General features: G+C 64.9%; 19 protein-coding genes. 11 read left to right on the plus strand and 8 right to left on the minus strand.

The features are described from left to right. Position 1: 1 nt before the first annotated feature. Positions 2–817, minus strand: a complete 816-nt coding sequence (locus LVJ94_09625; protein ID WXB07492.1) for a class II glutamine amidotransferase — start codon at positions 815–817, stop codon at positions 2–4. Between the two features lie 17 nt (positions 818–834). On the opposite strand from LVJ94_09625, the gene LVJ94_09630 reads away from it, so the two are divergent. Both LVJ94_09630 and LVJ94_09635 read left to right on the plus strand, forming a co-directional pair. Continuing rightward, the gene (locus LVJ94_09630; GenBank protein ID WXB07493.1) at positions 835–2,139 is read left to right on the plus strand and encodes an AI-2E family transporter; all 1,305 of its coding nucleotides are present in this window, start codon (positions 835–837) and stop codon (positions 2,137–2,139) included. A 55-nt stretch (positions 2,140–2,194) separates the two neighbouring features. Further along, entirely contained in the window at positions 2,195–2,815 is a 621-nt protein-coding gene (locus LVJ94_09635; protein WXB07494.1) for a hypothetical protein, read from the plus strand. Positions 2,816–2,993: 178 nt separating this feature from the next. Here the strand turns inward: LVJ94_09635 and trpS are convergent, their stop codons facing one another. The 3 genes from trpS to LVJ94_09650 all read right to left on the minus strand — a co-directional run bounded on the left by trpS (position 2,994) and on the right by LVJ94_09650 (position 6,098). After that, a complete protein-coding gene (trpS, locus tag LVJ94_09640) occupies positions 2,994–4,073 on the minus strand; it encodes a tryptophan--tRNA ligase (protein ID WXB07495.1) in 1,080 nt (359 codons plus the stop codon). Positions 4,074–4,163: 90 nt separating this feature from the next. Then, positions 4,164–5,123, minus strand: coding sequence for a DUF481 domain-containing protein (locus tag LVJ94_09645; protein WXB07496.1), 960 nt, complete (start codon positions 5,121–5,123; stop codon positions 4,164–4,166). 120 nt (positions 5,124–5,243) lie between these two features. Then, positions 5,244–6,098, minus strand: a complete 855-nt coding sequence (locus LVJ94_09650) for a class I SAM-dependent methyltransferase (protein ID WXB07497.1) — start codon at positions 6,096–6,098, stop codon at positions 5,244–5,246. Between the two features lie 93 nt (positions 6,099–6,191). Between LVJ94_09650 and pip (LVJ94_09655) the strand changes: the two genes are divergently transcribed. Genes pip (LVJ94_09655) through LVJ94_09675 form a run of 5 tightly spaced genes read left to right on the plus strand, consistent with a single transcriptional unit; the run spans position 6,192 to position 12,571 of the window. Beyond that, the gene (gene pip, locus LVJ94_09655; GenBank protein ID WXB07498.1) at positions 6,192–7,163 is read left to right on the plus strand and encodes a prolyl aminopeptidase; all 972 of its coding nucleotides are present in this window, start codon (positions 6,192–6,194) and stop codon (positions 7,161–7,163) included. A 41-nt stretch (positions 7,164–7,204) separates the two neighbouring features. Next, positions 7,205–8,110 (plus strand): prolyl aminopeptidase, encoded by a 906-nt coding sequence (gene pip, locus LVJ94_09660; protein ID WXB10696.1) that lies wholly within the window; start codon positions 7,205–7,207, stop codon positions 8,108–8,110. Positions 8,111–8,128: 18 nt separating this feature from the next. After that, entirely contained in the window at positions 8,129–8,851 is a 723-nt protein-coding gene (locus tag LVJ94_09665; GenBank protein WXB07499.1) for a GNAT family N-acetyltransferase, read from the plus strand. Then, positions 8,848–10,473 (plus strand): GMC family oxidoreductase, encoded by a 1,626-nt coding sequence (locus LVJ94_09670; protein ID WXB07500.1) that lies wholly within the window; start codon positions 8,848–8,850, stop codon positions 10,471–10,473. Before LVJ94_09665 ends, LVJ94_09670 begins: the two co-directional genes overlap by 4 nt. A gap of 28 nt (positions 10,474–10,501) precedes the next feature. Beyond that, positions 10,502–12,571, plus strand: coding sequence for a hypothetical protein (locus LVJ94_09675; GenBank protein ID WXB07501.1), 2,070 nt, complete (start codon positions 10,502–10,504; stop codon positions 12,569–12,571). A gap of 658 nt (positions 12,572–13,229) precedes the next feature. On the opposite strand, the gene LVJ94_09680 is transcribed toward LVJ94_09675, so the two are convergent. After that, positions 13,230–14,498, minus strand: coding sequence for an ROK family protein (locus LVJ94_09680; protein ID WXB07502.1), 1,269 nt, complete (start codon positions 14,496–14,498; stop codon positions 13,230–13,232). A gap of 76 nt (positions 14,499–14,574) precedes the next feature. On the opposite strand from LVJ94_09680, the gene LVJ94_09685 reads away from it, so the two are divergent. Genes LVJ94_09685 through LVJ94_09695 form a run of 3 tightly spaced genes read left to right on the plus strand, consistent with a single transcriptional unit; the run spans position 14,575 to position 17,556 of the window. Then, the gene (locus LVJ94_09685) at positions 14,575–16,026 is read left to right on the plus strand and encodes an APC family permease (protein ID WXB07503.1); all 1,452 of its coding nucleotides are present in this window, start codon (positions 14,575–14,577) and stop codon (positions 16,024–16,026) included. 4 nt (positions 16,027–16,030) lie between these two features. Then, the gene (locus LVJ94_09690; GenBank protein WXB07504.1) at positions 16,031–16,918 is read left to right on the plus strand and encodes a helix-turn-helix transcriptional regulator; all 888 of its coding nucleotides are present in this window, start codon (positions 16,031–16,033) and stop codon (positions 16,916–16,918) included. A 59-nt stretch (positions 16,919–16,977) separates the two neighbouring features. Continuing rightward, a complete protein-coding gene (locus LVJ94_09695) occupies positions 16,978–17,556 on the plus strand; it encodes a DUF1579 domain-containing protein (protein WXB07505.1) in 579 nt (192 codons plus the stop codon). On the opposite strand, the gene LVJ94_09700 is transcribed toward LVJ94_09695, so the two are convergent. From LVJ94_09700 to LVJ94_09710, 3 genes are all read right to left on the minus strand, one after another. After that, positions 17,553–20,015, minus strand: a complete 2,463-nt coding sequence (locus tag LVJ94_09700) for a serine/threonine protein kinase (GenBank protein WXB07506.1) — start codon at positions 20,013–20,015, stop codon at positions 17,553–17,555. The two genes, LVJ94_09695 and LVJ94_09700, sit on opposite strands and share 4 nt — an antisense overlap. An 86-nt stretch (positions 20,016–20,101) precedes the next feature. Further along, the gene (locus LVJ94_09705) at positions 20,102–21,331 is read right to left on the minus strand and encodes a DUF1501 domain-containing protein (protein ID WXB07507.1); all 1,230 of its coding nucleotides are present in this window, start codon (positions 21,329–21,331) and stop codon (positions 20,102–20,104) included. Positions 21,332–21,346: 15 nt separating this feature from the next. Further along, a complete protein-coding gene (locus tag LVJ94_09710) occupies positions 21,347–22,996 on the minus strand; it encodes a DUF1549 and DUF1553 domain-containing protein (GenBank protein WXB07508.1) in 1,650 nt (549 codons plus the stop codon). 140 nt (positions 22,997–23,136) lie between these two features. Here LVJ94_09710 and LVJ94_09715 point away from each other — a divergent pair, with 140 nt between their 5' ends. Beyond that, on the plus strand, positions 23,137–24,459 hold the full coding sequence (locus tag LVJ94_09715; protein ID WXB07509.1) for an adenylate/guanylate cyclase domain-containing protein: 1,323 nt from the start codon (positions 23,137–23,139) through the stop codon (positions 24,457–24,459). The last annotated feature ends 469 nt before the right edge of the window (positions 24,460–24,928 follow it).

A 24,928-nucleotide genomic window follows, 5' to 3' on the forward strand; every position in this document is an offset into this window, starting at 1 on the left:
TTCACCGCGAAGGTAAGGTCGCCCGGAGCTTCCCTTTCTCGAAGACCCACATTTCGCCGGAATTTCCCTGCACCCAAACCTCGTCCCGGGTCAGCGGCTGCGTCGCGATCACGGCCACGCGATCGCTCGGCGTCGTCACCTGCGAAAAGTCCACGCACAGGTCGTCGTCGGCCAACGTCGCCTCGCGAAACGGTGCCTTGCGGATGATGTAACTCAGCTTGGTCGCGCAGCGCGCATACAGATGCCGGCCGTCGCCGAGCAAGAAGTTGAACGTCCCCTCGCGTCCAATGCGCCCGCCGAGCTCCGCCACTTTTTCCCAGAGCGCGTGCTGTGAGCGCGGATACCCCTTCGGAAAGGCCCGATCGAGCAAATGCAGCAGCGCGCAGAACGCATACTCGCTGTCCGTGTCGCCGATGGGTCGGAATCGCCCGATCGGGTGCTTGCGCACGCCGCGCACCGTCCCATTGTGGGCGAACACCATGTGGCGGCCCCACAGTTCGCGCACGAAGGGATGCGTGTTCTCGAGCGATACCCGCCCGCGCGTCTTCTTGCGCACGTGGGCGATGGCCAGGAGCGTCTTGATCGGATTTTTGCGCACGAAGGTGGCCAGCGGGGAGTTGGCCGCGGCGGTGGGCTCCAAAAAGCTGCGGACCGCTTTGCCCTCGTAGAGCACCAAACCCCACCCGTCGGCGTGGGGGCCTTTCAAACCGCCGCGAAGCGCAAGGCCCGAGAACGAGAAGACGATGTCGGTGGGGACGTTGCACTCCATCCCGAGAAGTTCGCACATACCGGACGGAGGGGACTTTACCGCAATCATCGTGCTAAATGCGCACCGTGGTCGCATCCCGGCAGAAAGACGCGGAGGTCGCTCGTCCGGCGCCGCCGTCGAGCCCCGCGGGAGCCGTTTCGGCGCGGGATCGGCGTGCCTTGGTTCCGCTGTCGGATGTCGAGTTGCCCCGGCTGTCCATGGCCCCGGTGGCGCCCGAAACGGCGCGGGGAAGGCGCATTGCCCTCACCGTCGTGGTGGTTCTCACCTTCCTCACGGTCGCCTGGATTGCCTCGCCCCTTTGGGTCGGCATTGCCCTCGGCACCGTGATGGCGTTTACCGCCCAACCCGCTTACCGCCGCTTGGCCACGGCCATTGGCGATCGCCGCGCCATCGCCGCCGCCCTCACCACGGTGCTCAGTGGCATCGTCAGCGCCGTTGCGCTCAGCGCCATCGTGTACATCCTCGTGCGCGAGCTCTTTTTCCTGGTCGCCGTCTTCCAGCAGAAACTGGGGAGCGACTCCTTGACGGAGCTGGTCGGTGAACGCGCGACCCGCCTGTTCGATCGCCTCGGCATCGATCGCGGCGTCGCCATCACGCGCCTCCGGCACGAGCTCTCCGCGGCAAGCGAGTACGCCGCGCGCGCAGCCGGCACTTTGGTGCAGGCCACCACCAGCGCCATGCTCGGCTTGGTCGTGGCGGTGATGACCATGTATTACGTGCTGCTCGAGTGGCCCAACATCGCCCTTCGCCTCGAGCGCGTGCTCCCGCTCGATCCGCGGCACACGCGCGCGTTGGTGCTCGAGTTTCGCGATGTCGGGCGCAGCTCCTTCGTGGGCACCATCGCCACGGCGGCCGTGCAAGGGCTGCTCGGCGGCATCGGGTATGCGTGGGCGGGGCTCTCCAGCTCCGTCACCTTGGGCTTGCTCACGGCCATCGCCTCGTTCGTGCCCCTGGTGGGGACCTCGCTCGTGTGGATGGGCGTCTCGGTCTATCTGCTCGTCAACGGCAAACTCCTGGCCAGCTTTCTCGTGTGCGGCTGGGGCTTTTTCGTCGTGATGGGCCTGTCGGACTACTTCATCCGGCCGCGCCTGGTCGGCGGTGCTGGCCACGGCCACCCCTTGCTCATGTTGGTGGCCTTGCTCGGCGGGATCGAAGTCTTCGGCCTTGCGGGTCTCATCGTCGGACCCATCTTGATGTCGCTCTTCCTCGCCGCCCTCCGCATTTACGAGCGCGAGGTTGACACGGAAGACCTTCCCGATCGCCGTTATTCAGGAACGGCCCCGCAAGCGGGGCCTGGGTCCAGCCACCAGCTCGAAGAAACACCACCGCCCACCCGACCAAGAAAGACGCTCCACGAGCACGAGGAATAGTCCGAGCATGTGCCCGCATTGCCGCCAGAACGCCCCCATCGTCTACCGAGGCGCGATGGCGTATTGCACCGCGTGCGGCAAGCCTCGCGTTCCGCTCACCGGCGAGGGGCTCAACCTCGCCGGTCAACCCGCCAAGGTGGGTGGCTCGGTGGCCCGCGTCCTCGGGTGGATCGTTCTCGCCATTGGCCTCATCACGGCGTTGCTCACCGGCGCGCTCTTTCAAGCGATCTTCCCGGCGGGAGTCTTCGGGTACCTCCTCGGCATTCTGATCGGGGGCATCTCCGTGGCCTTCGGGTGGCTGCTTCTCTCGGGCGGAAAGAGCCTCCACAAGAGCGGCACGGAAAAAGAGCGCTATACGCGCGAGCAAGCCATCTTCGCGCTCGCGCGCAACCGCGGCGGCATGCTCTCCACGATGGACGTCTCGCAAGCGTTGAACCTGCCGCTTCCCGCCGCCGACACCCTGATGACCACCTTCGCCAAGGAAGATCCCGATCGGGTCCGCCTCGAGGTCGACGACAGCGGGAGCATCTATTACGTCTTCCCGCAAATCGCGCTCCCGCCCCCTGTAGGCTCGGTGCGCGTCGAGGCCGGCGGTGTTCGCGTGGCCGAGCCCCCGCCCGCCGTTCCAGCGGAAGAACCGCTCGAAACCGAAGAACAGCTGCGCGCGAAGCGCTGAGCCAGAGAGGATTCACGGGAAGACGGGAAGACGGGAAGACGGGAAGACGGGAAGTCTTTTGGATTTCCAAATCCGCGAAGTGAGCGAACTGGAAACCTCAAAAAGCGTTCCGTGCCGTCCGTGCCGTAAGTCCTTCCCGTCTTCCCGTCTTCCCGTCTTCCTGTGAACTCTCTCTCTCTTATTTCTTCTGGGTGAACACGAGCTTCATGCGCTCGCGCACGAGGCCGAGCGTCTCGCCCGCCACGGCGTTCGCGCGCTTCGAGTGCTCGGCGAGGATCTCGCGCACCCGAGCATCGCCGGCGGCCCCTTCGAGCTGCGCACGGCGCTCGCGAATCGGGGCGAGAAGCGCGTCGATGGCGGGCACCAGCTCGGCCTTGACGTGCCCATCGCCGATGTTGTCGCCGCGCCCGTAGCGATCTTCGAGCTCCGCCACGCGCGCGGGATCGGAGATGAACGCGCGCACGTACTGAAAGAGCGCATTGCTCGTGTCGCCGGGCGCATTCATGTCGGTGCGCCCCGTGAAAATCTGGGCCACCTTCTTTTTGATCTGCGCCGCCGTGTCGTGCAGAAAGATCGCGTTGTTCAGGCTCTTGGACATCTTCGCCGCGCCGTCGACGCCGACCAAACGGCCCACCCGGCCCACCTTGCCCTCGGGGATCGGCAGAAGGCCGCCGGCCTTCACGTGGTCCTCGTCCGCCGTCGTTGGGTCCACGCCGCAGTACGTGTGATTGAACCGGCGTGCCACTTCGCGGCACATCTCGATGTGCGCGAGCTGATCTTCGCCCACCGGCACCAACGCCGGCCGGAACACGAGGATGTCGGCACACTGCCCCACGGCATAGAGCGGAAACCCGAAGCTGTACTTGTCGCCCAGCGATTTGAGCTCGAGTTCGTCCTTCAACGTCGGATTGCGCATCACGCGGTTGAAGGGCAGCAGCATGGATAGGTGCCACGTCAGCTCCGTGATGGCGGGCACGTCGCTCTGCAGGACGATGGTGGACCGTTCGGGATCGATGCCCGCCGCCAACCAGTCCTTCAAAATCTCGTAGGTATCGCGCTCGATCTCCTCCGGTTTGTCCGCCCGCGTGGTGAACGCATGGAGGTTCGCGATGAGAAAGTAGCACTCGTATTCGTCCTGAAGGCGCACGCGGTTCTCGATCGAACCCACCCAGTGGCCGATGTGGAGTCTTCCCGTGGGGGTGTCGCCGGTGAGGATGCGAGGACGCGTCGTGCTGGAGGGGGAGGGCGCTTGGGTCATGGAAGTCCCGAGCAGCCTATCGCGACTGGCCGCATTCGGCGACTCCCGGATGACCTACCGTGGCCGACCGCCTCCCCCCCGCCATCGGGCTCAGCGGAAATTGTAAATGATGGCCACCGACGTGATCGCGTCCGTGTCCTTGACGTTCGGCAGCGGCGAGTGGTCATACCGGAGCGTGAACGTCGTCGCGGCGGAGAACTTGTCGGTGATGGCCGACTTCAGCGCGTTGTTCCAGGTCAGACGCCAGGCCTCGGTCGGATCGAAGGGCTGTAGGTACTCGAGCCCGGTCGTGAAGGTGATGTACGCATTCAATTGATTGTCATAACCGAAGAAGAGACGTGAACTGTGACGGTCTGCCGTCTTGTTCGCCGCTTCCTTTTGGACGGCCGTTGGTCCGGGGCCCGTGCCGTTACGCTCCGCGGCTTCCGCGGCCGCCACCACGGCTCTGGCCTGATCTACGTTGAAACCGCGCCGAATATCGTGTTGGAAGTCGTAACCAAGCTCGAACCAAAGACGGTGTTTCTTGTCGTCGAGGACGTAATACGCAACACCGGGATCGATATTGGCCCGCAGGTCCAAACCTTGAAACTTGTCCCTCCGCCCCGCAGCTTGAACGAACAGGGCCCACTTGTCGGTGAAGAAGTAATCGTAGCGCAGGAGCGCCTGCAGATTCGAAACGGTCGTCTCGATGGGCGCGTCCTGTTTGGCCGCCGCGCGTCCGTAGTTGATGGCGGCACCGGCCGAAAATTGATGATTGTCCTGCCGGTAGCGGTAGGTACCCGATGCCGTAACGGCCAAGGAGCGCGCATTTCCCGTGCTGAAAAGCCCTCCCGCTTGCACCGTCGCCGCCGTGCCATCCTTGGTATCGCGCGTGGGGCCCGACGCGAACGAATCCTTCACCACGGTCGTCGCCCCCGTCGACGCGGAAGTCTGCGTGGCGGTTCCCCCCGCGGTCCGAGGTGGAGGCGTGGTCGTTTGAGCCTGAGCCGCAGTGGCAAAAAGGGACAGCGTTGCAGCGATGGATCCTCGAAGTAGGGTCTTTGCGCTCATGGCGAGCGACCATACTCGAATTATCCAAAATGACGCAGCGAACTGCGCACTTCGCTCCGAGCCTAGTAACTTATATACCGGCTACAGATGAGATAAGTGCGCAGGATCTCCGAATACGGATCAGATATCGATCTTCTTCAACTTCATCTGCACGTCGCTCGACCAGTGATTGGCAAACGCGCGCACACAGGTCGAAAGGTAGCGATCGTAGTCGTCGAAGACCTTGTCGCCCCAGCGCTCGCGAATCTCCTTCTCGTGGAGCTTCATGCGGCGCAACCACTCGCCGGTGGTCTTCCCGTAGTCGACCCGGCGGGTCTTCAGCTCGAGGATCTCCCACGAGGGATTCACCGCCATTACCAGCTCTTCGAGCCGCGGGTTCAGGCCTCCGGGGAAGATCACGTCGGCCGTGAACTTCAGATCGGAGATGTCCTGGCGCGTGCGCGGAACGCGGTTGCGCAGGATGGCCTGGAAGCCAAAGCACGCACCGGGCTTCACCCACTCGGCCACCTTGGTGAAGTACTTGCGATACAGCTCCACCGCGAGCCCCTTGTTCGCCTGCGCGGGCGAGCAAAGGTGGTCGATCATCTCGATGGAGATGAGCCCATCGTAGAGGAACGGCGGCACGAAGTCTTTGTAGTCGGCGCACCAGGCCTTCACGCCCGGGATCTTGCGCGCGTTGATCTCGTCATGCTGCGCGGTCGAAAGCGTGATGCCGTGCGCCTCTTTGGCGCCGCGCTTGGCGACGTATTCGAGGTTCGCTCCCCAGCCGCACCCGATGTCGAGCACCGTCTTCTCGGGGGTTACCTCGGCGAACTCGTAGAGGATGCGCGACTTGTTCTGTTGCGCCTGCTCCAACGTGTCCGTCTCCTTCTCGAAGACGGCGCTCGTATAGTGCATGCGCTCGTCCAGCCAGAGGCGGAAAAACTCGTTCGAAATATCGTACCCGATCTCGATTTCTTCTTTGGTGCTCGTCACAAGACGGCGTCATAGCATAAATCTCGGCCCGCGCTCCGCGTACGCGCTTTCGCACCCCTCAAAAGCGGCGGCTTGCGATATGGTCAGCGCCCCATGGAATCCAGCGCGAATCAAGCCACCCGCAGGACGTTCTATCCCGAGATCGAGCCGTACCAAAGCGGGCGGCTCAAAGTGTCGGACACCCACGAGATCTATTGGGAGGTCTCCGGCAATCCCCAGGGCAAACCCGCGGTGTTCGTCCACGGCGGGCCCGGCGGTGGCACCGAGCCAAAACAGCGCCGCTTCTTCGACCCGAAGAAGTACCGCATCGTCCTGTTCGACCAACGCGGCTGCGGAAAGAGCACGCCGCACGCCTCCCTGGAGGACAACACCACGTGGCACCTCGTGGCGGACATGGAGGCGCTGCGCAAGCACCTCTCCATCGAGAAGTGGCAGGTGTTCGGCGGCTCCTGGGGCAGCACCCTCGCGCTCGCCTACGCGCAGACGCACCCGGAGCGGGTCACGGAGCTCGTTCTCCGCGGCATCTTCCTGCTCCGCAAGTGGGAGATCGACTGGTTCTACCAACACGGGACCAGCGCCATCTACCCGGATGCGTGGGAAGACTACTTGGCGCCCATCCCCGAGAACGAGCGCCACGACATGGTGCATGCATACTACAAGCGCCTCACCAGCCCCGATCCGAAGGTGCAAGCGGAAGCTGCGAAGGCGTGGAGCGTGTGGGAAGGCCGCACCAGCTGCTTGATCCCGAACCAAGAGCTCATTGCCAAGTCGGCGGGTGACAAGTTTGCCATCGCCTTCGCGCGCATCGAGTGTCACTACTTCGTCAACCATGGCTTCTTCGAGCCGGGCAAGGGCCTGCTCGACCGGGTTGACCGCATCCGCAACATCCCCGGCACGATCGTGCAGGGCCGCTACGACGTGGTGTGCCCCATGGAGAGCGCATGGGCCCTGCACCGCGCGTGGCCCGAGGCCGAGCTGAAGATCGCGCAAGACGCGGGGCACTCCGCGTTCGAGCCGGGCATCCTGCACGAGCTCATCGAAGCGACGGATCGCTACGCCAAGTGAAGTCGATCTACCCCGAAATTGCCCAGCCGAATCGTTCGGGGATGCTCCGCGTCTCCGACGTTCACGCGATCCATTGGGAGGAATCGGGCAACCCCAAGGGCAAGCCGGTGCTCTTCGTTCACGGCGGCCCGGGGGCGGGGACCAATCCGAAGCAGCGGCGCTTCTTCGATCCGACAAAGTACCGCATCGTCCTGTTCGACCAACGCGGCTGCGGCAAGAGCACGCCGAACGGCTCCCTCGTGGACAATACGACGTGGCACCTCGTGGCGGACATGGAGGCGTTGCGCACGCACCTGGGCATTGAAAAATGGCAGGTCTTCGGTGGCTCGTGGGGGAGCGCGCTCTCGCTGGCCTACGCGCAGACGCACCCCGAGCGGGTGACCGAGCTGGTGCTGCGCGGCATTTTCTTGGGGCGCAATGCCGAGTGCCGCTGGCTCAATCAGGGACCGGGGACCAGCGCGTTCTACCCCGATGCGTGGGAAGGCTACATGGGCCACATCCCGGTCGACGAGCGGCACGATCTGGCCCGCGCCTACTACCGCCGACTGACCAGCGACGATCCGAAGGTTCAGGCAGACGCCGCGCGCGCCTGGGCTCTCTGGGGCGCCCACGTGTGGACGCTGCTCCGCGACGACGCGGCCATCGCCAAGGCCGACGACGATCCCACGGCCCTCGCCACGGCCCGCATCGATTGCCATTACGTGGTGAACGGCTGCTTCCTCGAATCGGACGGCGCGCTTCTCGAAAATGTGAAACGCATTCGTCACATTCCGGCAACGATCATCCAGGGACGCTACGACGTGGGTTGCCCCATGGAAAATGCCTGGGCTCTGCACCGCGCATGGCCCGAGGCAGAGCTCAAAATCGTACCCGATGCGGGCCACAGCGCCTTCGAGCCCGGCACCGCGCACGAGCTCGTCGATGCGACGGATCGTTACGCGAAGTGATACTGTTTAACACCCAACGTGGAAGCGGATAAGCCGAGCGAGCACGTTCTCAACGACGGCACGAAGGTCACGGTGCGCGCCATCCGCCGTTCCGACGCCGACATGTTGCGCGCCGGCTTCGATCGACTCTCCCCCGAGTCGCGTTATCGGCGCTTCTTCTCCAGCATCAACGTGCTCACCGACGAAGCCGTTCGCTATTTGACCGACGTCGATGGCTACAACCACGTGGCCATCGTTGCGGTGGTGGACTCGCTCGATTTGAAGGTGGAGGACGGCCTCGGCGTCGCGCGCTTCATTCGCCTCGAGGAAGATCCGGAAATCGCGGAGGCCGCCGTCACGGTGATGGACAATGCGCAGCGCAAAGGACTCGGGCGCGTGCTCCTCTCGGTGCTCGTCGACAAGGCACGCGCGATCGGGGTGAAGCGTTTTCGCGCCGAGGTTCTGCCGGAGAACGAGCCGATGATGAAGCTTCTCCTCGGCGCCGGTGCCACCATGCACCGCACCAGCGGGCCCACGGTGATCTTCGACGTGCCCATCGAGGGCGCTACGCAGGACAGCGCCGAGGAAGCGAGCTTGGTCGAACGCGTCCTGCGCGCCGCCGCCTCGTCGCTCACCGTGTTCTTGCGCACCTTGCGCCCGCCGCAAAGTGAAGCCGAGCTCGCCGAGGGGCCGCGAAGCGTTGACTCGGAGTCAATAGTGGAGGAGGCTAAGGAGCAGAGGAGCGACGCCAAGGGCCAATGACCGATTTCGACTACGACTACGCGATCATCGGCTCGGGATTCGGCGGCAGCGTCTCGGCCCTGCGCCTGTCGGAAAAAGGCTACCGCGTGGCGGTCATCGAGATGGGCAAGCGCTGGCGCCCGCAGGACTTCGCGAAGACGACGTGGGATCTGCGCCGCTATTTCTGGAAGCCCTCGTGGGGCCTTCACGGCATCTTCCAGATGACGCTTCTGCGCGACGTCTTCTTTCTGCATGGCGCGGGCGTGGGCGGCGGCAGCTTGGTGTACGCGAACACGTTGATCCATCCGCCTGCGGCGGCGTTTCAGGATCCGCGTTGGGTCGGCATGGACTGGCAGAAGACGCTGCAGCCGTTCTATGCGCTCGCCAAGCGGATGCTCGGCGCCGTCGAGAGCCCGTTCATCGTGGAGACGGACCAGATCCTCAAAGACGTGGCCGACGAATTGGGACGCGGCCATACCTTTCATCGCCACACCGTCGGCGTCTACTTCGGCGAGGCCGGCGTGAAGGCGCCCGACCCGTTCTTCGGCGGCGAAGGGCCCGAGCGCACGGGCTGTGTGCGCTGCGGCGGCTGCATGGTCGGCTGTCGGTACGAGGCGAAGAACACGCTGGACAAGAATTACTTGTACCTTGCAGAGAAACGCGGCGCCGAGGTCATCCCCGAGACGAAGGTTGGCGACATTCGTCCGCTGGAGGGGGGCGGCTACGAGCTCACCATGGATCGCTCGATCGGTTCTCGCCAGCGCCGCACCCTGCGCGTCAAAGGCGTGGTCGTCTCCGCGGGATCGTTCGGCACCGTGGAGCTGCTCATGCGCTGCAAGGAGAACGGCTCCTTGCCGAAGATCTCCGAGCAGCTGGGGAACTACGTGCGCACGAACAGCGAAGCGCTTTTGGCGGTGCGTTCGCGGCGCAACGACGTCGACTATTCGCGCGGCATCGCCATCACGAGCGGGGCGTACGTCGACGACAACACGCACATCGAGATCGTGCGCTACCCCGCGGGGTCGGACTCGATGACCTTGCTCGCCACGATCCTCACGGGCGGGGAGGGGAGCATCCCGCGCTGGCTGCGCTGGATCGGCAACATCGTGCGCCATCCGATCAAGTTCGTGCAGGTGCACATCCCCTTTGGCTGGGCGAAGCGCACCGCGATTTTGCTGGTGATGCAGCCGGTGGACAACTACCTGCGCTACTCGATGCGGCGCCGCTGGTACTGGCCCTTCTCGCGCAAGTTGGACACGTCGATGGTGGGCGATCGTCCCGTCCCCGTGTACATCCCCATCGCGAACCGCATCGCGCAAATCATGGCCAAGAAGATGAATGGCATCGCGCAGAGCGGTCTGCTCGAGGTTCTCTTCAACAAAGCTTCGACGGCGCACATCCTGGGCGGCTGCCCCATCGGCCTCACCCCCGACGAGGGCGCGGTCGATCCCAAGAGCCACCTGTTTGGCTACGACGACTTCTACGTCGTCGACGGTTCCATCGTCCCTGCCAACCTCGGCGTCAACCCGAGCCTCACCATCACCGCCATGGCCGAGCACGCGATGTCTCACGTACCACCGAAGCCGGGCGCGGCTCAAAAGCCGGTACGTCTTCCCGAAGTGGAAGCTCTCCAAGTGCCCTGAGTCGGCGTTTCGTGTTCATATTGGGCGCGTGCCGGCGTCGGGGGTTCAATTCAAGGATGTGCGGCCCATCGTGCTCTCGACCAACGACGGGGCGCGCGAGTGGGCGGTGGTCGCGTTCAACGCGAGCGCGCAGCCGGCCGAGCTGACGCTTTCGACCGCGGGCTCTTCCTCGATGGTTCAAATCGTTGCGCCGGCAACTGTTACGGTGCCCGCGGCATCGGAGACGGTCTTCGTCATCTCCGTTCCCAACGCCACGGCGTCTTCGAGCGACCAGCTCGTGCTCACGTCGAGCGATGGATCCTTCGTCCGCCGCGACGTCTCCGTGGTCTCGGAAAGCGCGCCGCCGATGGCGGACCAGTTGGACTTCGTTGGCTGGCATGTCCTTCCTTTGAGCTCGATGGTCCGCATCGAGCCGCTCAAGGTGGCCACCGGCGATCCGGGGGGCGGGATCGTGGGGTTCGTAGGCTCCCCCCACGGTGGCATTGGCACGGTGATCCGAAGCGGTGATGACTACAGCATCCGCGACATCACCGCCGCTGGCACGTACACGGGGACCATTCACGCGCGGCCCGACGTGTCGACCAAAGTGACGCTCAACGTGCGTGACGCCCCCGCTTGGCCCCTCATCGTGTTGGTTTGCGGGCTTCTCTTGGTCGGCACCTTGGACCGCTTCAACAAGCGGGATCGGCCACGCCAGCAGCTGCGCGTGCGCTTGGCGGCGATTCAACAACGCGCCCGTCAGGAACAAGCGGCGGCGCGGGACGATTTGGGTCGGATTCCGGGGGTGCTGCGGCCCGCCGGGGTGACGCGAATGAGCGATGAAACCGGCGCGGGGCCGCTGCTCCTCGACCTCCAAACGGTCGCGGCGCTCAAGGCGTACGACGAAGCGCTGGACGACACCGAGCGGGCGCGATGGCAGCCCGGCGGAAAAGGTCTCGAGGGGTTGGACGATCGGGTGCGAAGTTTGGGGGCGCTTCATCGCCAAGCGCGGCGTCTCGCGGAAGATCGCATCGAGCTGCTCGCGAAGGCTTCCGGCGACGTGCGACGTGCTCTGGAGAAATCTCCGACGCTCGCGAGTGTCGCCGGAGCCATCGTGCCGGTGGATCTCGTCACCGACGGCGAGCTTGCCCATTGCTCGAGCACCCTCGCCGACGCGGGTGTCCGCCTCGCGCGCATGAAAGAGATCTACGACCAGCTGCAGTGGATCGGCGCCCACGACGACAGTGAGGAAATCCGTCTCAGTGCCGATCGCATCTTGCAGCAATTGACGGAAGACACGGGCGATCTCGAGGTCCTCGTCGAAGAGAGTGAAGCGCTCCGGCGTCGCAGTGACGCCGAAACGCATCGCCGTCCGGTCCTCCACGTCGCTCCATCGAAGCCCTCGAGCATCACGCCTCGGGTCGAAGGCGAGGCCTCTGGTCGCGACGCATCGACGGCTCCCGTCGCGCGCCCGTATCCGGCGTCCACGTCGTCGGCCCGGCTCGAATCGCCGCGCCGCTCCAACCTGCTTCCGATGGCTGGGATCCTGTTTGCCGTCCTTACCGTTGCCATCGTGGGCGGCGTGTCGTTCCGCCTCGGGCTCAAAGAAATGGATACGGGCCGCACATCGCCGTCTTCGAGCTCGGTTTCCTCGGAGCCTCACCCGGATCCGCCGTTTGCGATCCCGCACCCTACGGCGGCTCCGCGTCCACGCCCGCCCGATGCCCCCGTGGCCGCCAAGCCTTCGCCCGCGCCTCCCGCCCCAACGGCGGGACCATCGCTGCGCGACGTCCTGTTTCTCGGCGGGCTGGCCCCGATCGCCGTCCTATCCCTGGTCTTCGCCGCCGCATGGATCGCATGGCGCCGTTGGCGACGGACCCGCGAACGCGAGCCCGCACTTGCCGGGCACGCGTCGCTGACCCTCGAGTTGATGCGCGATCAGCGCATGTTCGACCGCTTGAGCGCACTCCTGGTCGTGCTTGCAGGCATGTCCGTTCTCTACTTCCCCAATCCGAGCTTTGGCTCACTCGGCGACTACGCCACCATGCTTCTCTGGGGAACCGGCGTCGGCGAAGCCGTCCAATTGGCGCGCCGCCTCGTCCCGTCGCTACCGTCGTAGCGTCGGTGCCCAAGGGGGCGTTACTGCCAACCGCGAGCCCCCATAGCCCCGGTGCCCCTGGCTGATTTTGCGCGGCATCACCGATGCGCCAGGGTCGCCGTCGTTGGTTAGAGAGAGAGCTCGGGCCCTGTCCTGGACAAGGCCAAGGTTGTCCGGGACAGGAGCGCTCGCGCGAATCACCGCGATTTTGCTCGGGCCTTGGGTTGGCACCGGATTGGCAATACGCGGGGCAGACCTTGGTGCGCGGAGCTCCGGATCCCGCGCACGCAAGGTCGCAGACTGAGATGATGGGTTGCCACAAGGTTTGAGTGGGAGGCAACAGCCCTCCGCGTGCCCGAAAAGGCAGGGAACCAACGCCCAAGGGCGTCCAGCTATTGGGAACGACACGTGGGGCGGTGACGGGAAGCGCAGTGGGCGCCGACCGGTGGCGGAAATCCTCGTTGGGGAAGCTGCCTTTGCAAACAACTGCTCGCATCCACCGGAACTTTTTCTACCCCTCATTTTTTGTCTGGCAGAGAGAAGGCCAGAAGAAGACCGTCCGAGGTTGCGCGGAACGCGCGATCGCGCACCCGTTTGTCCTCTCTGTGGTGCAAGCGAGTGCGGCGCCTCTTCCTTGAGAGGGCCCGCCTCGCGTCGCGCGAGAAACCTGGTCACGCCCCTAGTCGGCGATGGCGTCGTTGCGCCGGTCGAACACGATGTCCTCGGCCGAGCGCAGCCCGATCGAAATCGCGCCCGTGAGCACCGCATCTTCTCCCAGTTCGCTCGCGACGATGCGCGGCACCAGCGGCGTGAGCCCACGCAGCGCCTTGTCCATCGGCCCGGCGAGAAGGTCGGCGCTCTTGCCGATGCCGCCGCTCAACACCACCAGCTCCGGATCGAGCACGGCCGACACCGAGGCCACCAAATAAGCCAACCGCGCAGCCTCCTCGGTGACGATGCGCCGCGCGCGCGCGTCGCCGTTGCGGGCCATCACGAACACATCGAGCGCCGACTGCGCGTCGCGCAGATTCTCGCTCTTGGCCATCTTGAGCACCGAATCCCCTGCGGCCGCCGCCTCCATCAGACCCCGTGCCGACGGCGTCTTCTTCACCGCCGCGCCGTTCTCATCGCCGTTCCAGCCATAGGGCAGGTACCCGACCTCGCCCGCGGCACCGTGGGCACCTCGGTACAGGCGCCCCTCGAGCACGATGCCCATACCGATGCCGGTCCCGATCACCACGCAGACGAACGAGCTCACGCCCTTCGCCGCCCCGCGTGCGTGTTCGCCCACCGCGGCGAGGTTCGCATCGTTCTCCACCACGAGCCCCACACCCAGGGCCGCCTCCAACTCGTCGAGCAAACCCTTCTTGCCCCAGTCGGGCAAATTCGGTGCGTAGTGCAAAATGCGCCCGCGCGGATCGGGCACGCCGGGGCTACCGACGACCTTGGCCACCATGTCCTCGAGGTCGAGCCCCGCATCGCGCACCGTCTTGTGCGCGAGCTGGTTCACCGTCTTGACCAGCGCCCGCGCCGTCGCGCAGCGATTCGGCTCGTCGAGCCGCGCCACCACCGTGCCCGCGAGATCGGCCACCGCCACACGGATGCGCGCGCGCCCGATGTCGATGCCCATCACGTGCCCAGCCGAAGGATTCGACTCGTACAAAATGGCCGACCGGCCCAACCCGGCCGACGTCCGCCCAATGGTGCGGACCAACCGACTCTGCTCCAGCTCGAGCAACGCCTGACCGACGGTAGGCTTGGAAAGCCCCGTGTCTTTGGCGAGCTGCGGCCTCGTTGCCGCACCCCCCGACCGCAATCGGGTCAGAACGATGCGCTGATTCAGCTCGCGCATGCTCGCGGGGGTGCCAACCTGTGGGACTCGAACCTCGGAGACTTGGGTGACGCTGGCTTCTTTGCTCACGGGACTGGGCGAGTGTACGACCTTCATGGTTCCCCTGACCAGTTGGATATGTTAAGAAAGTTTCTTAACTAATCGTCCTCACCAGCATTGGAGGTGGATCGTGATGAGCGAAACGCACACGGAGGCGGCGCGTGACGCCTCTCGATCGAGCGCAGACGTCGGAGCTCCCCAGGGGTTGGAACGGCGCATCGGTACCCTCGAGGCGACCGCGATGAACATGACGGTGATGTGCGGGATCGGCCCGTTCATCACCATTCCGACCATGGTGGCCACCCTTGGCGGCCCTCAGGCCATCTTCGGGTGGATCGTCGGAGCTTTGCTCGTCCTGGCCGACGGCCTGGTCTGGGCCGAGCTTGGCGCGGCGATGCCAAGTGCGGGCGGCACCTACGTGTACCTGCGCGAAGCTTTTCAGTACCGCACCGGGCGCCTGATGCCGTTCCTGTTCGTCTGGACGGCGATCCTCTTCATCCCCCTCATCATGAGCACCGGTGTCATCGGCCTGGTGCAGTACCTCGGTTACTTGATTCCCGCGGTCGTCGATGCAGAGGGCCACACCAACACGACGGGCCACATCGTGGGCATCGGCGTCGTGGGTGTGGTCATCGCCGCGCTCTACCGCAACATCGGCGAGGTGAGCAAACTCACCACGGTGTTCTTCTACGTGATGCTCGTATCCCTCTTCGGGGTGATCATTGCGTCCTACACGCATTTTCACGCCGAATACGCGTTCGCCTACCCCGAGGGCGCCTTCAAGATGGGCGGCCCCTTCTTCACCGGCCTAGGCGCGGCGCTCATCATCGCGGTCTACGACTACCTCGGGTACAACAACTCCTGTTACCTCGCCGCCGAGGTCAAGAACCCCGGCCGCGCACTGCCTCGGTCCATCGTCATCTCGATCTTGAGCATCATGGGCCTTTACCTCCTTCTGCAGATCGGCGTGCTCGGCGTCGTCCCGTGGCAGGACGTGGCGAAGTCCTCGTCCATCGCCTCGCTGGTCGTCGAGACCGCGTGGGGCAAGACGGCGGCCAACATTCTGACGGCCACCATCGTCGTCACGGCGTTCGCCTCCGTGTTTGCCGGCTTGCTCGGCGGCTCCCGCGTTCCCTACGAGGCCGCGCGCGATCGCGTTTTCCTTCCGCTCTTCGGAAAGCTGCATCCGAAGTCGCACTTCCCGCACATCTCGCTCCTCGTTTTTGGCGCCATCACCGCCATCGGGTCGCTTTTCGATCTGACCAGCGTCATCGCCGTCCTGACCGCGGTCTTCGTTCTGGTGCAATCCGTGGCGCAGGTTGCGGCGTTGATCGTGCTTCGCAAGCGCCAGCCGAACCTGCACCGCCCGTACCGCCAATGGCTGTACCCGCTCCCGTGCATCATTGCGCTCGTCGGCTGGATCTACCTGTATGCCAGCGCGGGCACGGAGCCGATCCTCTTTAGCCTCGTGTGGCTCGCCCTGGGCATCGGCGCCTTCATGATCTGGGCAAAGCTCGAGAAAATCTGGCCCTTCGGGTCCAAGGAAATTCGCGAGGAGTTCATCGGAAAGCCTGCGGTAGACTGATGGGGTGGCGCTGAAGGATCGCGCACCCTACGTCGAAGATCGGGTGGGCCCCGAGGAGGTGATGTTTCACCACGGGGCCTTGCGCATTGGGCAATTTCGTTGCTCACGCAGCAATCCGTGGTTCACCGATAGCGGGCCGACGAGCGGATGGCTCCTCACCTTTCCGCGGCTTCCCGTGCTCGTGGCCCACGCGGGGGAGGGGGCCATCGTCGCCGACCCGTCCATCGTGAAGTTCTTCAACCGCGGCCAGGAGTTCCGTCGCGAGGCGCTCTGCGACGCGGGCGATGCGTGCGAGTGGTTCTCGTTCGACGTGGCCACCGTCGCCGCGGCCGTGCGGCCCTACGATCCGGCCGCGGCCGACCGCCCCGGGCGCCCTTTCGCATGGACGCATGCACCCGTCGACAGCGCATCGTACCTGCTCCAGCGCCGCATCGCCGAGCGCGTCCTGCGCGGGGACGGGCGCGATGTCTTGGATATCGAGGAGGCACTCTACGCCCTGCTCGCCCAAACCGTGGCCAACGCGTACGCAAAGCGAGGTCGCGCCGCGCGAAAGGGAGCGCCCGCGCCATGGGCGCTGCAGAAGGCCGTCGTCGATCACATCGAGCGCACCCTGGCCACGCGGTACCGCGAGCCCCTCTCGTTGGCGGAGCTGGCGAAATCCGTGGGCTACAGCCCGTTCCACCTGGCCCACGTGTTCCGCGCCCACACGGGAGCGACCATCCACGCGAAGCGCATGAAGCTGCGCATGCACGTAGCCCTGGAAGAGGTGCGCGATCCGCACCGCGATCTGACGAGCATCGCGCTGGACCTCGGCTTCTCGAGCCACAGCCACTTCACCGAGTCCTTTCGCCGCACCTTCGGCCAATCGCCCCGCGGCTTCCGCGAGCGCTGAGGCCACCCAGCGCAAGATCTCGAAAGCGCCCACGCCCCGTGCCGTTGCACCTTGGTTGGATGCGTTTTTCCTTCGTGTTTCTCCTCCTCGCCGGCTGCTCGGCCACGACCCGGCCTCCCTCGCTGCTGACGTCCGCGGACGTCACCAAGCCCACGGCCGCGTGCTCCACGCCGGAACGGGGCCAATTCGATTTCTGGCTCGGCGATTGGGACGTGGTGATGCGCAGCCACCCGGGCGACGACCTCTCCAAACCCTGGGTCACCTCTCATGGAACGAACCGCATTCGAAAGAGGTTCGACGGCTGCGTCATCGAGGAAAACTTCACCTCCCTCGACGGCCCCGACGGTCCCTGGTCGGGCATCAGCGTCTCGCAATGGATCCCGTCCGAGAAGCAATGGAAGCAGACCTGGGTCGACAACCAAGGCTCCTACCTCCTGCACTACGGAGGCGTCGAGAACGGCCAAATGATCCTTTACAGCCCTCCGCGAACCAAAGACGGCGTCACCACCCAGAAGCGCATGGTCTTCTTCGACATCGGCAAAGACGCCATGAATTGGCGCTGGGAAGGCACCCGCGACGGCGGCCAAAGCTGGACCTCCGAGATCACCCTGCGCTACACGCGCCGTCGCGCGGGCTAGTCGCAGTGGTTCGAGGACTGGGCCGTCACGCGTGTCTGTGCGAGATCGCGCGTGTCGAAGACGAAGCGGCCGCCCATCGAGGTTTGATGCGGCAACGTCGTCGCGGCGACGGCGCGCTCCAGTCCTTGCACGTCGGCGGCCAGCTCGGGCACCGTGATTTCCGGCTCGGGATCGTGGGCGCCGATGCATGGCCGCGGAGCGCTCTTCCAGGCCCCCTCGATGCGGAGGCCCTCGTGCGTGAAGGTCGCGCCGCCCCATAGGCGCCCGCGAAAGGCACCGTAGGTCACCACGCCGCCGTCGATCTCGAGGGCCGCGCGGGGGTTGCCCAGCACACGACCTTGAAAGCGCACGTTGGGGGAGCCATGGAGCGCGAATGCACTCTGCACCTCGAACTTCGTGCGCTCCCGCACGCCGCGCACCGTGCCTTCGATCTGCAGCGCATCGTTCGCGGCGGCGCCCAGGAGGGCCTTGGGGATCCCCACGCGGTCCACCGCGGTACGCGGAATCTTGGCTTCGAACGTCGTCACACTCGCCGGCCCGTTCACGCCCTGCTCCATGTACGTCACCGTCGACGGCTCCCCCGCATTCGCCCCCAAAGTGACGTTCGCCACCAGCGACGCGGCCGTGCGCGTCAGCGTTCCCCGCCAAGGACCGAACGAACCGATGGGCATCTGCACCGCGATGCGCTGCGCCTCGAAGGTGTAATCCTCCCCCAAGGGCCGTTCGTTCGCGCGCATCGTCTCGCCGCGGATCCCCTCGAGCTCCAGCCGCGTGTTTTCCCCGAACGCCTTGGTCCACGTCAGCTGCCCGCCGTTTACGGCCATGCGATCGAGCCCGCTGTCCCCCTCGGGCAAAGGATGCTTCTCCAGATAGAGCTCCAGCGCATCGAGTGTGGGGACGTAGGCTCCGTCGAGCGTGATCTCCGGCTGCTCCACGGTGAGTGCGTTGGTTCCGTCCTCGGTCGCGGCAAAGTCGAGCACCTCGGCGCGAACCATCACCCCTGGCATGCCTGGAAACGTTGCCCCACACCCAAGCAGCCGAACACGCCGGAACGATAGGTCCATGCTGTCGACCTGCAACGTGATCCCTCGCTTGGCTGCCGCGTTCACGTACGAGCGCTTCACGAACATCGGCAAGAGCAGCGCGAGCAACCCCAGCGTGAGCAGCCCGAAGACGGCCGCGATGGCCACGTACTTGCGTGTGCTTAGCCGCCTTACGTCGAGCTGCGGTTCGGTGTCCGCAAACGCGCCGGGCATCACCTCCGGAATCGCGGGCGCGGTCGCCGGCGCGCTCGGCACATTCTCCGGGATCGGCGAGAGAGGTTCCACGAGGATCGCCGAATCCTCGAGGAGCATCGGGCTCGAGTCGTCCGTCGAGCCATTGGAAGAACGCGGCGCCGGCACCATGGATCGTCGATCGCGCGTGCGCGTGAGCTGCAGCTCTTGCAACAGCGCGTGGGCCTGCTCGCGCACGCTCTCCGGCGACCGCGCTCCTTGCTCGATCTCGGCGATGCGTGTGGCGCGCCGCAGAAGCGACTCTTGCGCGACCTCCTCGACCCACTCGCCCACCGTCGACGGTGTGGCTAGCGGCATGGCTATCTCCAGCGCAATGGCCATCGCGCGCGCGCTCGAGAAGCGATCCTCGCGCGCACGGGAGAGCGCCTTTCGCACCACGTCGTCCACGGCCTCGGGCACATCGGGCGCGAAGCGACTCGGCGGCGGAATGGTGCCCGTGCGCGTGCGCGTGAGCAACGTCGGCTGCGACTCGGACTCGTAGAGCCGGCGCCCCGTGAGCAGCTCCCACAGAACGACGGCCGCTGCGAAAATGTCCGTCCGCCGATCGAGCTCCGTCTCGCCCGCGAGCTGCTCGGGCGCCATGTACGCGATCTTGCCTTTGAGATCGCCCTCGCGCGTGTGGTGCGCGCGATCGGTCGCCTTCGCAATGCCGAAGTCGAGCACCCGCGCGGTGCCGTCGGTTCCGACGAGCACGTTCTGCGGCGAGATGTCCCGGTGCACGATGCCCAGCGGCTCTCCGAGCTCGCTCTTCGCCTCGTGTGCGGCATGCAGCCCATGCAGCACGCCCACGACGATGGCGCCCGCGACCGCCGGCGGAACCCTTTCTCCCAGCGGCCGCAGAATGCGCTGCAACTTCGCCAGCGTCTCGCCGCGCACGTACTCCATGACGAGGAAGACCTCACCGCCCTCGGCGATGACGTCGAGCGGTTGCACCACGTTGGGATGGTGCACACGTGCTGCGAGCCGCGCTTCGTCGAGGAACATGGTGACGAAGTCCGGATCGCTCGCGAACTCCTCGTGCAGTCGCTTGATGGCAACGACCTTGCTGAACCCCGCCGACGCCACCATGCGCCCGATGTGGACTGATGCCATGCCGCCCGACGCAATTTCGCCGTGCAGCGTGTATCGCCCTAGATTCCACCCGAGCGCGTCGTCCTCGAGCACCACTGGTATGTACCACGGATGTGTCCGAAACCACTGCCGTGCACGCCAATTGGCGCGCTAAAGATCCGTCGGGGGAAGATATTTTCCTACGTCGTCAGCTCGCGAATCGGCTCGCCTTCGTCGGTCACACCGATGGGCCGACCGATCGGCGACGTGACCATCTTGTGCGGGTCGATCCCGAGCTGCGTGGTCAACGTGGCGAACAGGTTGGGCACCGTCACGGGACGTTCCACCACCTTCGCGCCATCGGTGTCGGTCTTTCCGTAGACTTGTCCACCGCGGATGCCACCGCCTGCGAGCACGGCGCTCCACGCGGCCGGATGATGATCCCGACCCTCCTTCGCGTTGATGCGGGGTGTGCGCCCGAACTCGCCCATGCACACGACCAGCGTCGAATCGAGCAGCTTGCGCGCATGCAGCTCCGCAAGCAGCGACGAGAGCGCGGGATCGAGCGTGCCCATCAGCTTCTTCGTGCGCTCGAAGTTGTCCTGGTGCGTATCCCAGCCATCGAGCACCACCTCGACCAACTTGACGCCCGACTCGACGAGCCGTCGCGCCAAGAGGCACCCGCGTCCGAACTTGGTGTCGCCGTACGCCTTGCGAACGGCCTCCGGCTCCTGCTCGATGTCGAACGCCGTGAGCTTCGGCGAGTGCATCAAGCGCGTGGCCTGCTCGTAGACTGCATGGCGCCCGCTGATCTGCGGATCGTCGGAATCGAACCGCGTCTCCATGGCCCGAAGTGCGGCCTCACGCCGCTGGAACCGCGCCTCGTCGACCGCGGCGGGAAGCTCCACGTTGGCCGGCTTTTTCGCCGGATCGTCGACGATGAACGGCCCGTGCTGGAGCCCGACGAAGCCGGGCCCCATGCTGGGCCCCGCAATGCTGACGAAATTCGGCAGCTCGGGCGAGGTCGCGCCCATCTCGCGGCTCACCCACGCACCCAGCGAAGGGTGGCGCACCGTCGGATTGGGCACGTATCCCGTGTGCATCAAATAGCGCGCGCGGTCGTGGTTCCCTTCCTTGCTGGTCATGCTGCGGATCACCGCGAGCTTGTCGCCGTGGTCCGCCAAGTGCGGCAGGTGTTCCGCAAGCCAGATGTCCCGCGCACGGGTTTTTATCGCCTTGAAGCGCCCGCCCGGTTTTGGATCGAAGGTATCGACGTGACTCGGCCCGCCATTGAGCCACAGGACGATGCAGGCCTTGGCCTTTGCACCAGCCTTCGGCTCCGCCCCTGCTTCTGCCCGAAGAGCCATGGTCATGAGCGCGGCCAAACCGCCCACCAATCCTTGCCGCCGTGAAAAGTGCATCGCGCTCATCCCGGTCCCATCTCGTCAGTGGTTGAAAAGAAATTCACTGGAGTTCAAAAGCACCCAGAGCAGGTCCTCGTAGCGCCGACGCACCGTATCGGCTCCTTCCCCCGCAGGGGGAGGGCCGGGGCGGGGGGGCTTGAGAAACCCCACCCAATGCGCGGTCTCCGCGTCCGTGGGAGGACGCGAAAGCGTGCGCATGTACAATGCACGTATCTTCCCCTCGTCGCCGCCCGGCTTGGACAACACCTGCGCCAGCGCACTGCCCGGCGCAATTTGAATGCTTCGTTGCATCACCTTCCCATTCATCAACCACAGGGCCTGCGTAATGGTCCCATCGAACTCGTCGTCGTGGTCGTCTTCCTCGTCGACATCGAAGAGAAACGTGAATTGCCTCTCCACCTTTTCCCGCGGAAGCCCCGTCGCACGAACCAGCGAATCGAGCAACTCGTCCGGCCCGAGTTGGTCCATATGAAAATACGACCAAAGCGCGCCATCTCCGCGTTGACCTTTGGGGCGTGCAGCGAGTTGGTACGATTCCGCATTGGCGATCAGCCGCAATAGATGTTTGAGATCGTATCCACTGGTCACGAAGTCGCTTGCAAGCGTATCGAGTAAATCTTTCATCGCTGGCGGATTCGACTCTCGAAGATCGTCCACCGGCTCCGAGAATCCGCGCCCGAGCATCACGCCCCACACCCGATTGACGATCGCCCGCGCAAACCAAGGATTGTCCTTGCGGGTGATCCACTCGGCGAGCGCCGTACGCGGCTTCGAGCCGCCGCTCAGAAGATCCGTTCCATCGAGCGCGCGCGGCGCGGCCGATTTGTATTCCGCAATATCCATGCGCTTCGCCGCGCGGCGCGGGCGCGTCAGCCTCCCCTCGGGGGACCGCTCCAGATCCTCGACGTCGTACGCCCGCAGGCCCTTCTTGTCTTTGTCGTCCGTATAAAAGAGCTGCGCGCGTGTTCGCAGGAACGACGCGGTGAAGCCCTGAAAATCGGACATCGTCCACTTTTCCGTTTTGTGATCATGGCATTGTGCACACTGAATCCGAACTCCAAGAAACAGACGTGACGTCGTACCCGCCAGGTCTGGCGGGTTATCCATGTAACGCAAGTACCAATTGGCCGCGCCGTTCACCGGCTGCTCGGCCATGCGCGGCGCGGAGGTGAGCCCCGTGGCCGACACCAGCTCGCGTACCCACACGTCGTAGCCGACGTTCTTCTCGAGCTGCTCGTGGAGCCAGCGCCGAAACTCCGCATGGTCCACGTGCTTGCGCACGTTGCGGCCCATGAGAACGCGGTCCCAATAGTTGGTGAAATGCTCGGCATACTCCGGGCTCGCCAGCAGCGCATCGATGGTCTTCGCCCTCTTGTCTTCCGCCTTGTCCGCGAGAAACGCGTCCACCGCCTCCGCCTTCGGCACGCGCCCGGTCAGATCGAGGTTCACCCTGCGAAAGAACCCCGCATCGTCCACGCGCTCCGCCGGCTCGAGCCCCTTCTCCTTCCACGCCGCGCGCATCCGCGCATCGATTTCCGCCGACCGCATCAACACCGGCCGCGGCGCCTCCACGGGTTTGCTCGCCGCCGCCGGCCCCCGCGCCAAGGGCCCGCTCGCCGCACACCCCGCCGCCGCCACCACGACCCCTACGAGCCATCCTGTCCGCTTCATCACCGCTTCCTTGGACGCACCGAGCCCCTCATCGCTTTCACCGCGCCATGTAAAGTTATCTTTCCCACACCTCGGCCATGGAACGGTGCGTCGAAGTTGCATCGGCCGAGGCGTGCTAGGCTGCTCCGGACAAGAGCTCGATGGACGCACGGACCCACCGAATCTTTGCGACGTTCGTCAATCGCGGGCTCGAGAAGCAGTTTCGCGCGGACCATTTCGAGCGGGGCATCAAGAGTTTCACCCGGTTCAGCATGGCCTTGAGTGCGGCGGCGTTCCTGGCGTACGGCCTGCATGATGCGCTGGTGATTCCGACCATTCGGACCTTTGCCTGGACCTTGCGGTACGGCGTGTTCGGGCCGGTGGCGGCGCTCGTGGTGGCGTTGATGTACTCCAAGCACTACGAACAGTGGCACCAGCCGGCGATGCTCGTCTTTGGCATGGCGTGCAACGTCGTGGTCATCGCCATTGCGGCCGTGGCGCCGATGCACGGGTACTTCATCTACTGCTCGTTCGCGATTCTCTTCGTCACGCTCGGACCACTCGTGGCCAAGATGAACGTCTTCACGCAGGCGATGTACACCCTGCTCACGCTCTTCGTGTACGTGCTCTTCGACCTGGTGCTCGTGCAGGCCGCGCCCATGGTGCGCATCTCGATGCTGCTCACCATCGTGGTGCTCGGCGGCATCGGCACCCTGGTCGCGCACCAGCTCGAAATGCAGGCGCGCGAGGCCTTCCTGCAACGCCGCACCATCTACGAGCAGATGGACCAGCTCGATTTCGAGAAGGAGCGAAGCGAGGCCCTCTTACTCAACATTCTCCCGGCGAAGATCGCCGAGCGACTCAAACGCGAACAAGGCCGCACCATCGCCGACGGCTTCGCCCAGGTCACCGTTCTCTTCTCGGACATCGTCGGCTTCACCAAAATGTCCGAGCGCCTCTCCCCCGCGGAGGTCGTGCGCCGCCTCAATGCCATCTTCAGCACCTTCGACGACTTGGCGGATCGCCTCGGCCTCGAGAAGATCAAGACGATCGGCGACGCGTACATGGTCGCCGGCGGCCTCCCCACCTTGAAAGACGACCACGCGCACGCCGCCTCCGAAATGGCCCTCGAGATGTGCCGCTACATGGAGGACTTCAGCCGCGAACTCGGCGAGCCCATTCAGGTCCGCATCGGCATGCACACCGGCCCCGTGGTGGCCGGCGTCATCGGCAAGAAGAAGTTCATCTACGACGTGTGGGGCGACACCGTAAACACCGCGAGCCGCATGGAATCCCACGGCGTCGAAGGTGCCATCCAAGTCACCGAGGCAACCTACGAGCGCATCAAGGACAACTACGAGCTCGAAGAGCGCGGCGAAATCGACGTCAAGGGCAAGGGCCCCATGAAAACCTACTGGCTCCGCGGCCGCCGAGAACCCATGACCACGCCGTGGCTACGCGCATCACGAGGAAAACCCAATTAGCGTCTGGTGACTCAGGAGAATTTGAACAGGGAGATCGGGAGATCGGGAGGTTTTTTGGTGGAGTGGGTCGCCCCACTCAATACCCAAAAATTCACTGCTCCCGATCTCCCGATCTCCCTGTAAAAACTTCTGGCCGTAGAACCGACTAGAAGTCGTATTTGTCGATGTTCTCCTTGGTGAACACGATCGGCGGTCCGAGCAGGTGCCATCCAAGTCACCGAGGCAACCTACGAGCGCATCAAGGACAACTACGAGCTCGAAGAGCGCGGCGAAATCGACGTCAAGGGCAAGGGCCCCATGAAAACCTACTGGCTCCGCGGCCGCCGAGAACCCATGACCACGCCGTGGCTACGCGCATCACGAGGAAAACCCAATTAGCGTCTGGTGACTCAGGAGAATTTGAACAGGGAGATCGGGAGATCGGGAGGTTTTTTGGTGGAGTGGGTCGCCCCACTCAATACCCAAAAAT

This window comes from Sorangiineae bacterium MSr11367, assembly GCA_037157805.1.
GTDB lineage: Bacteria > Myxococcota_A > Polyangia > Polyangiales > Polyangiaceae > Pendulispora > Pendulispora rubella.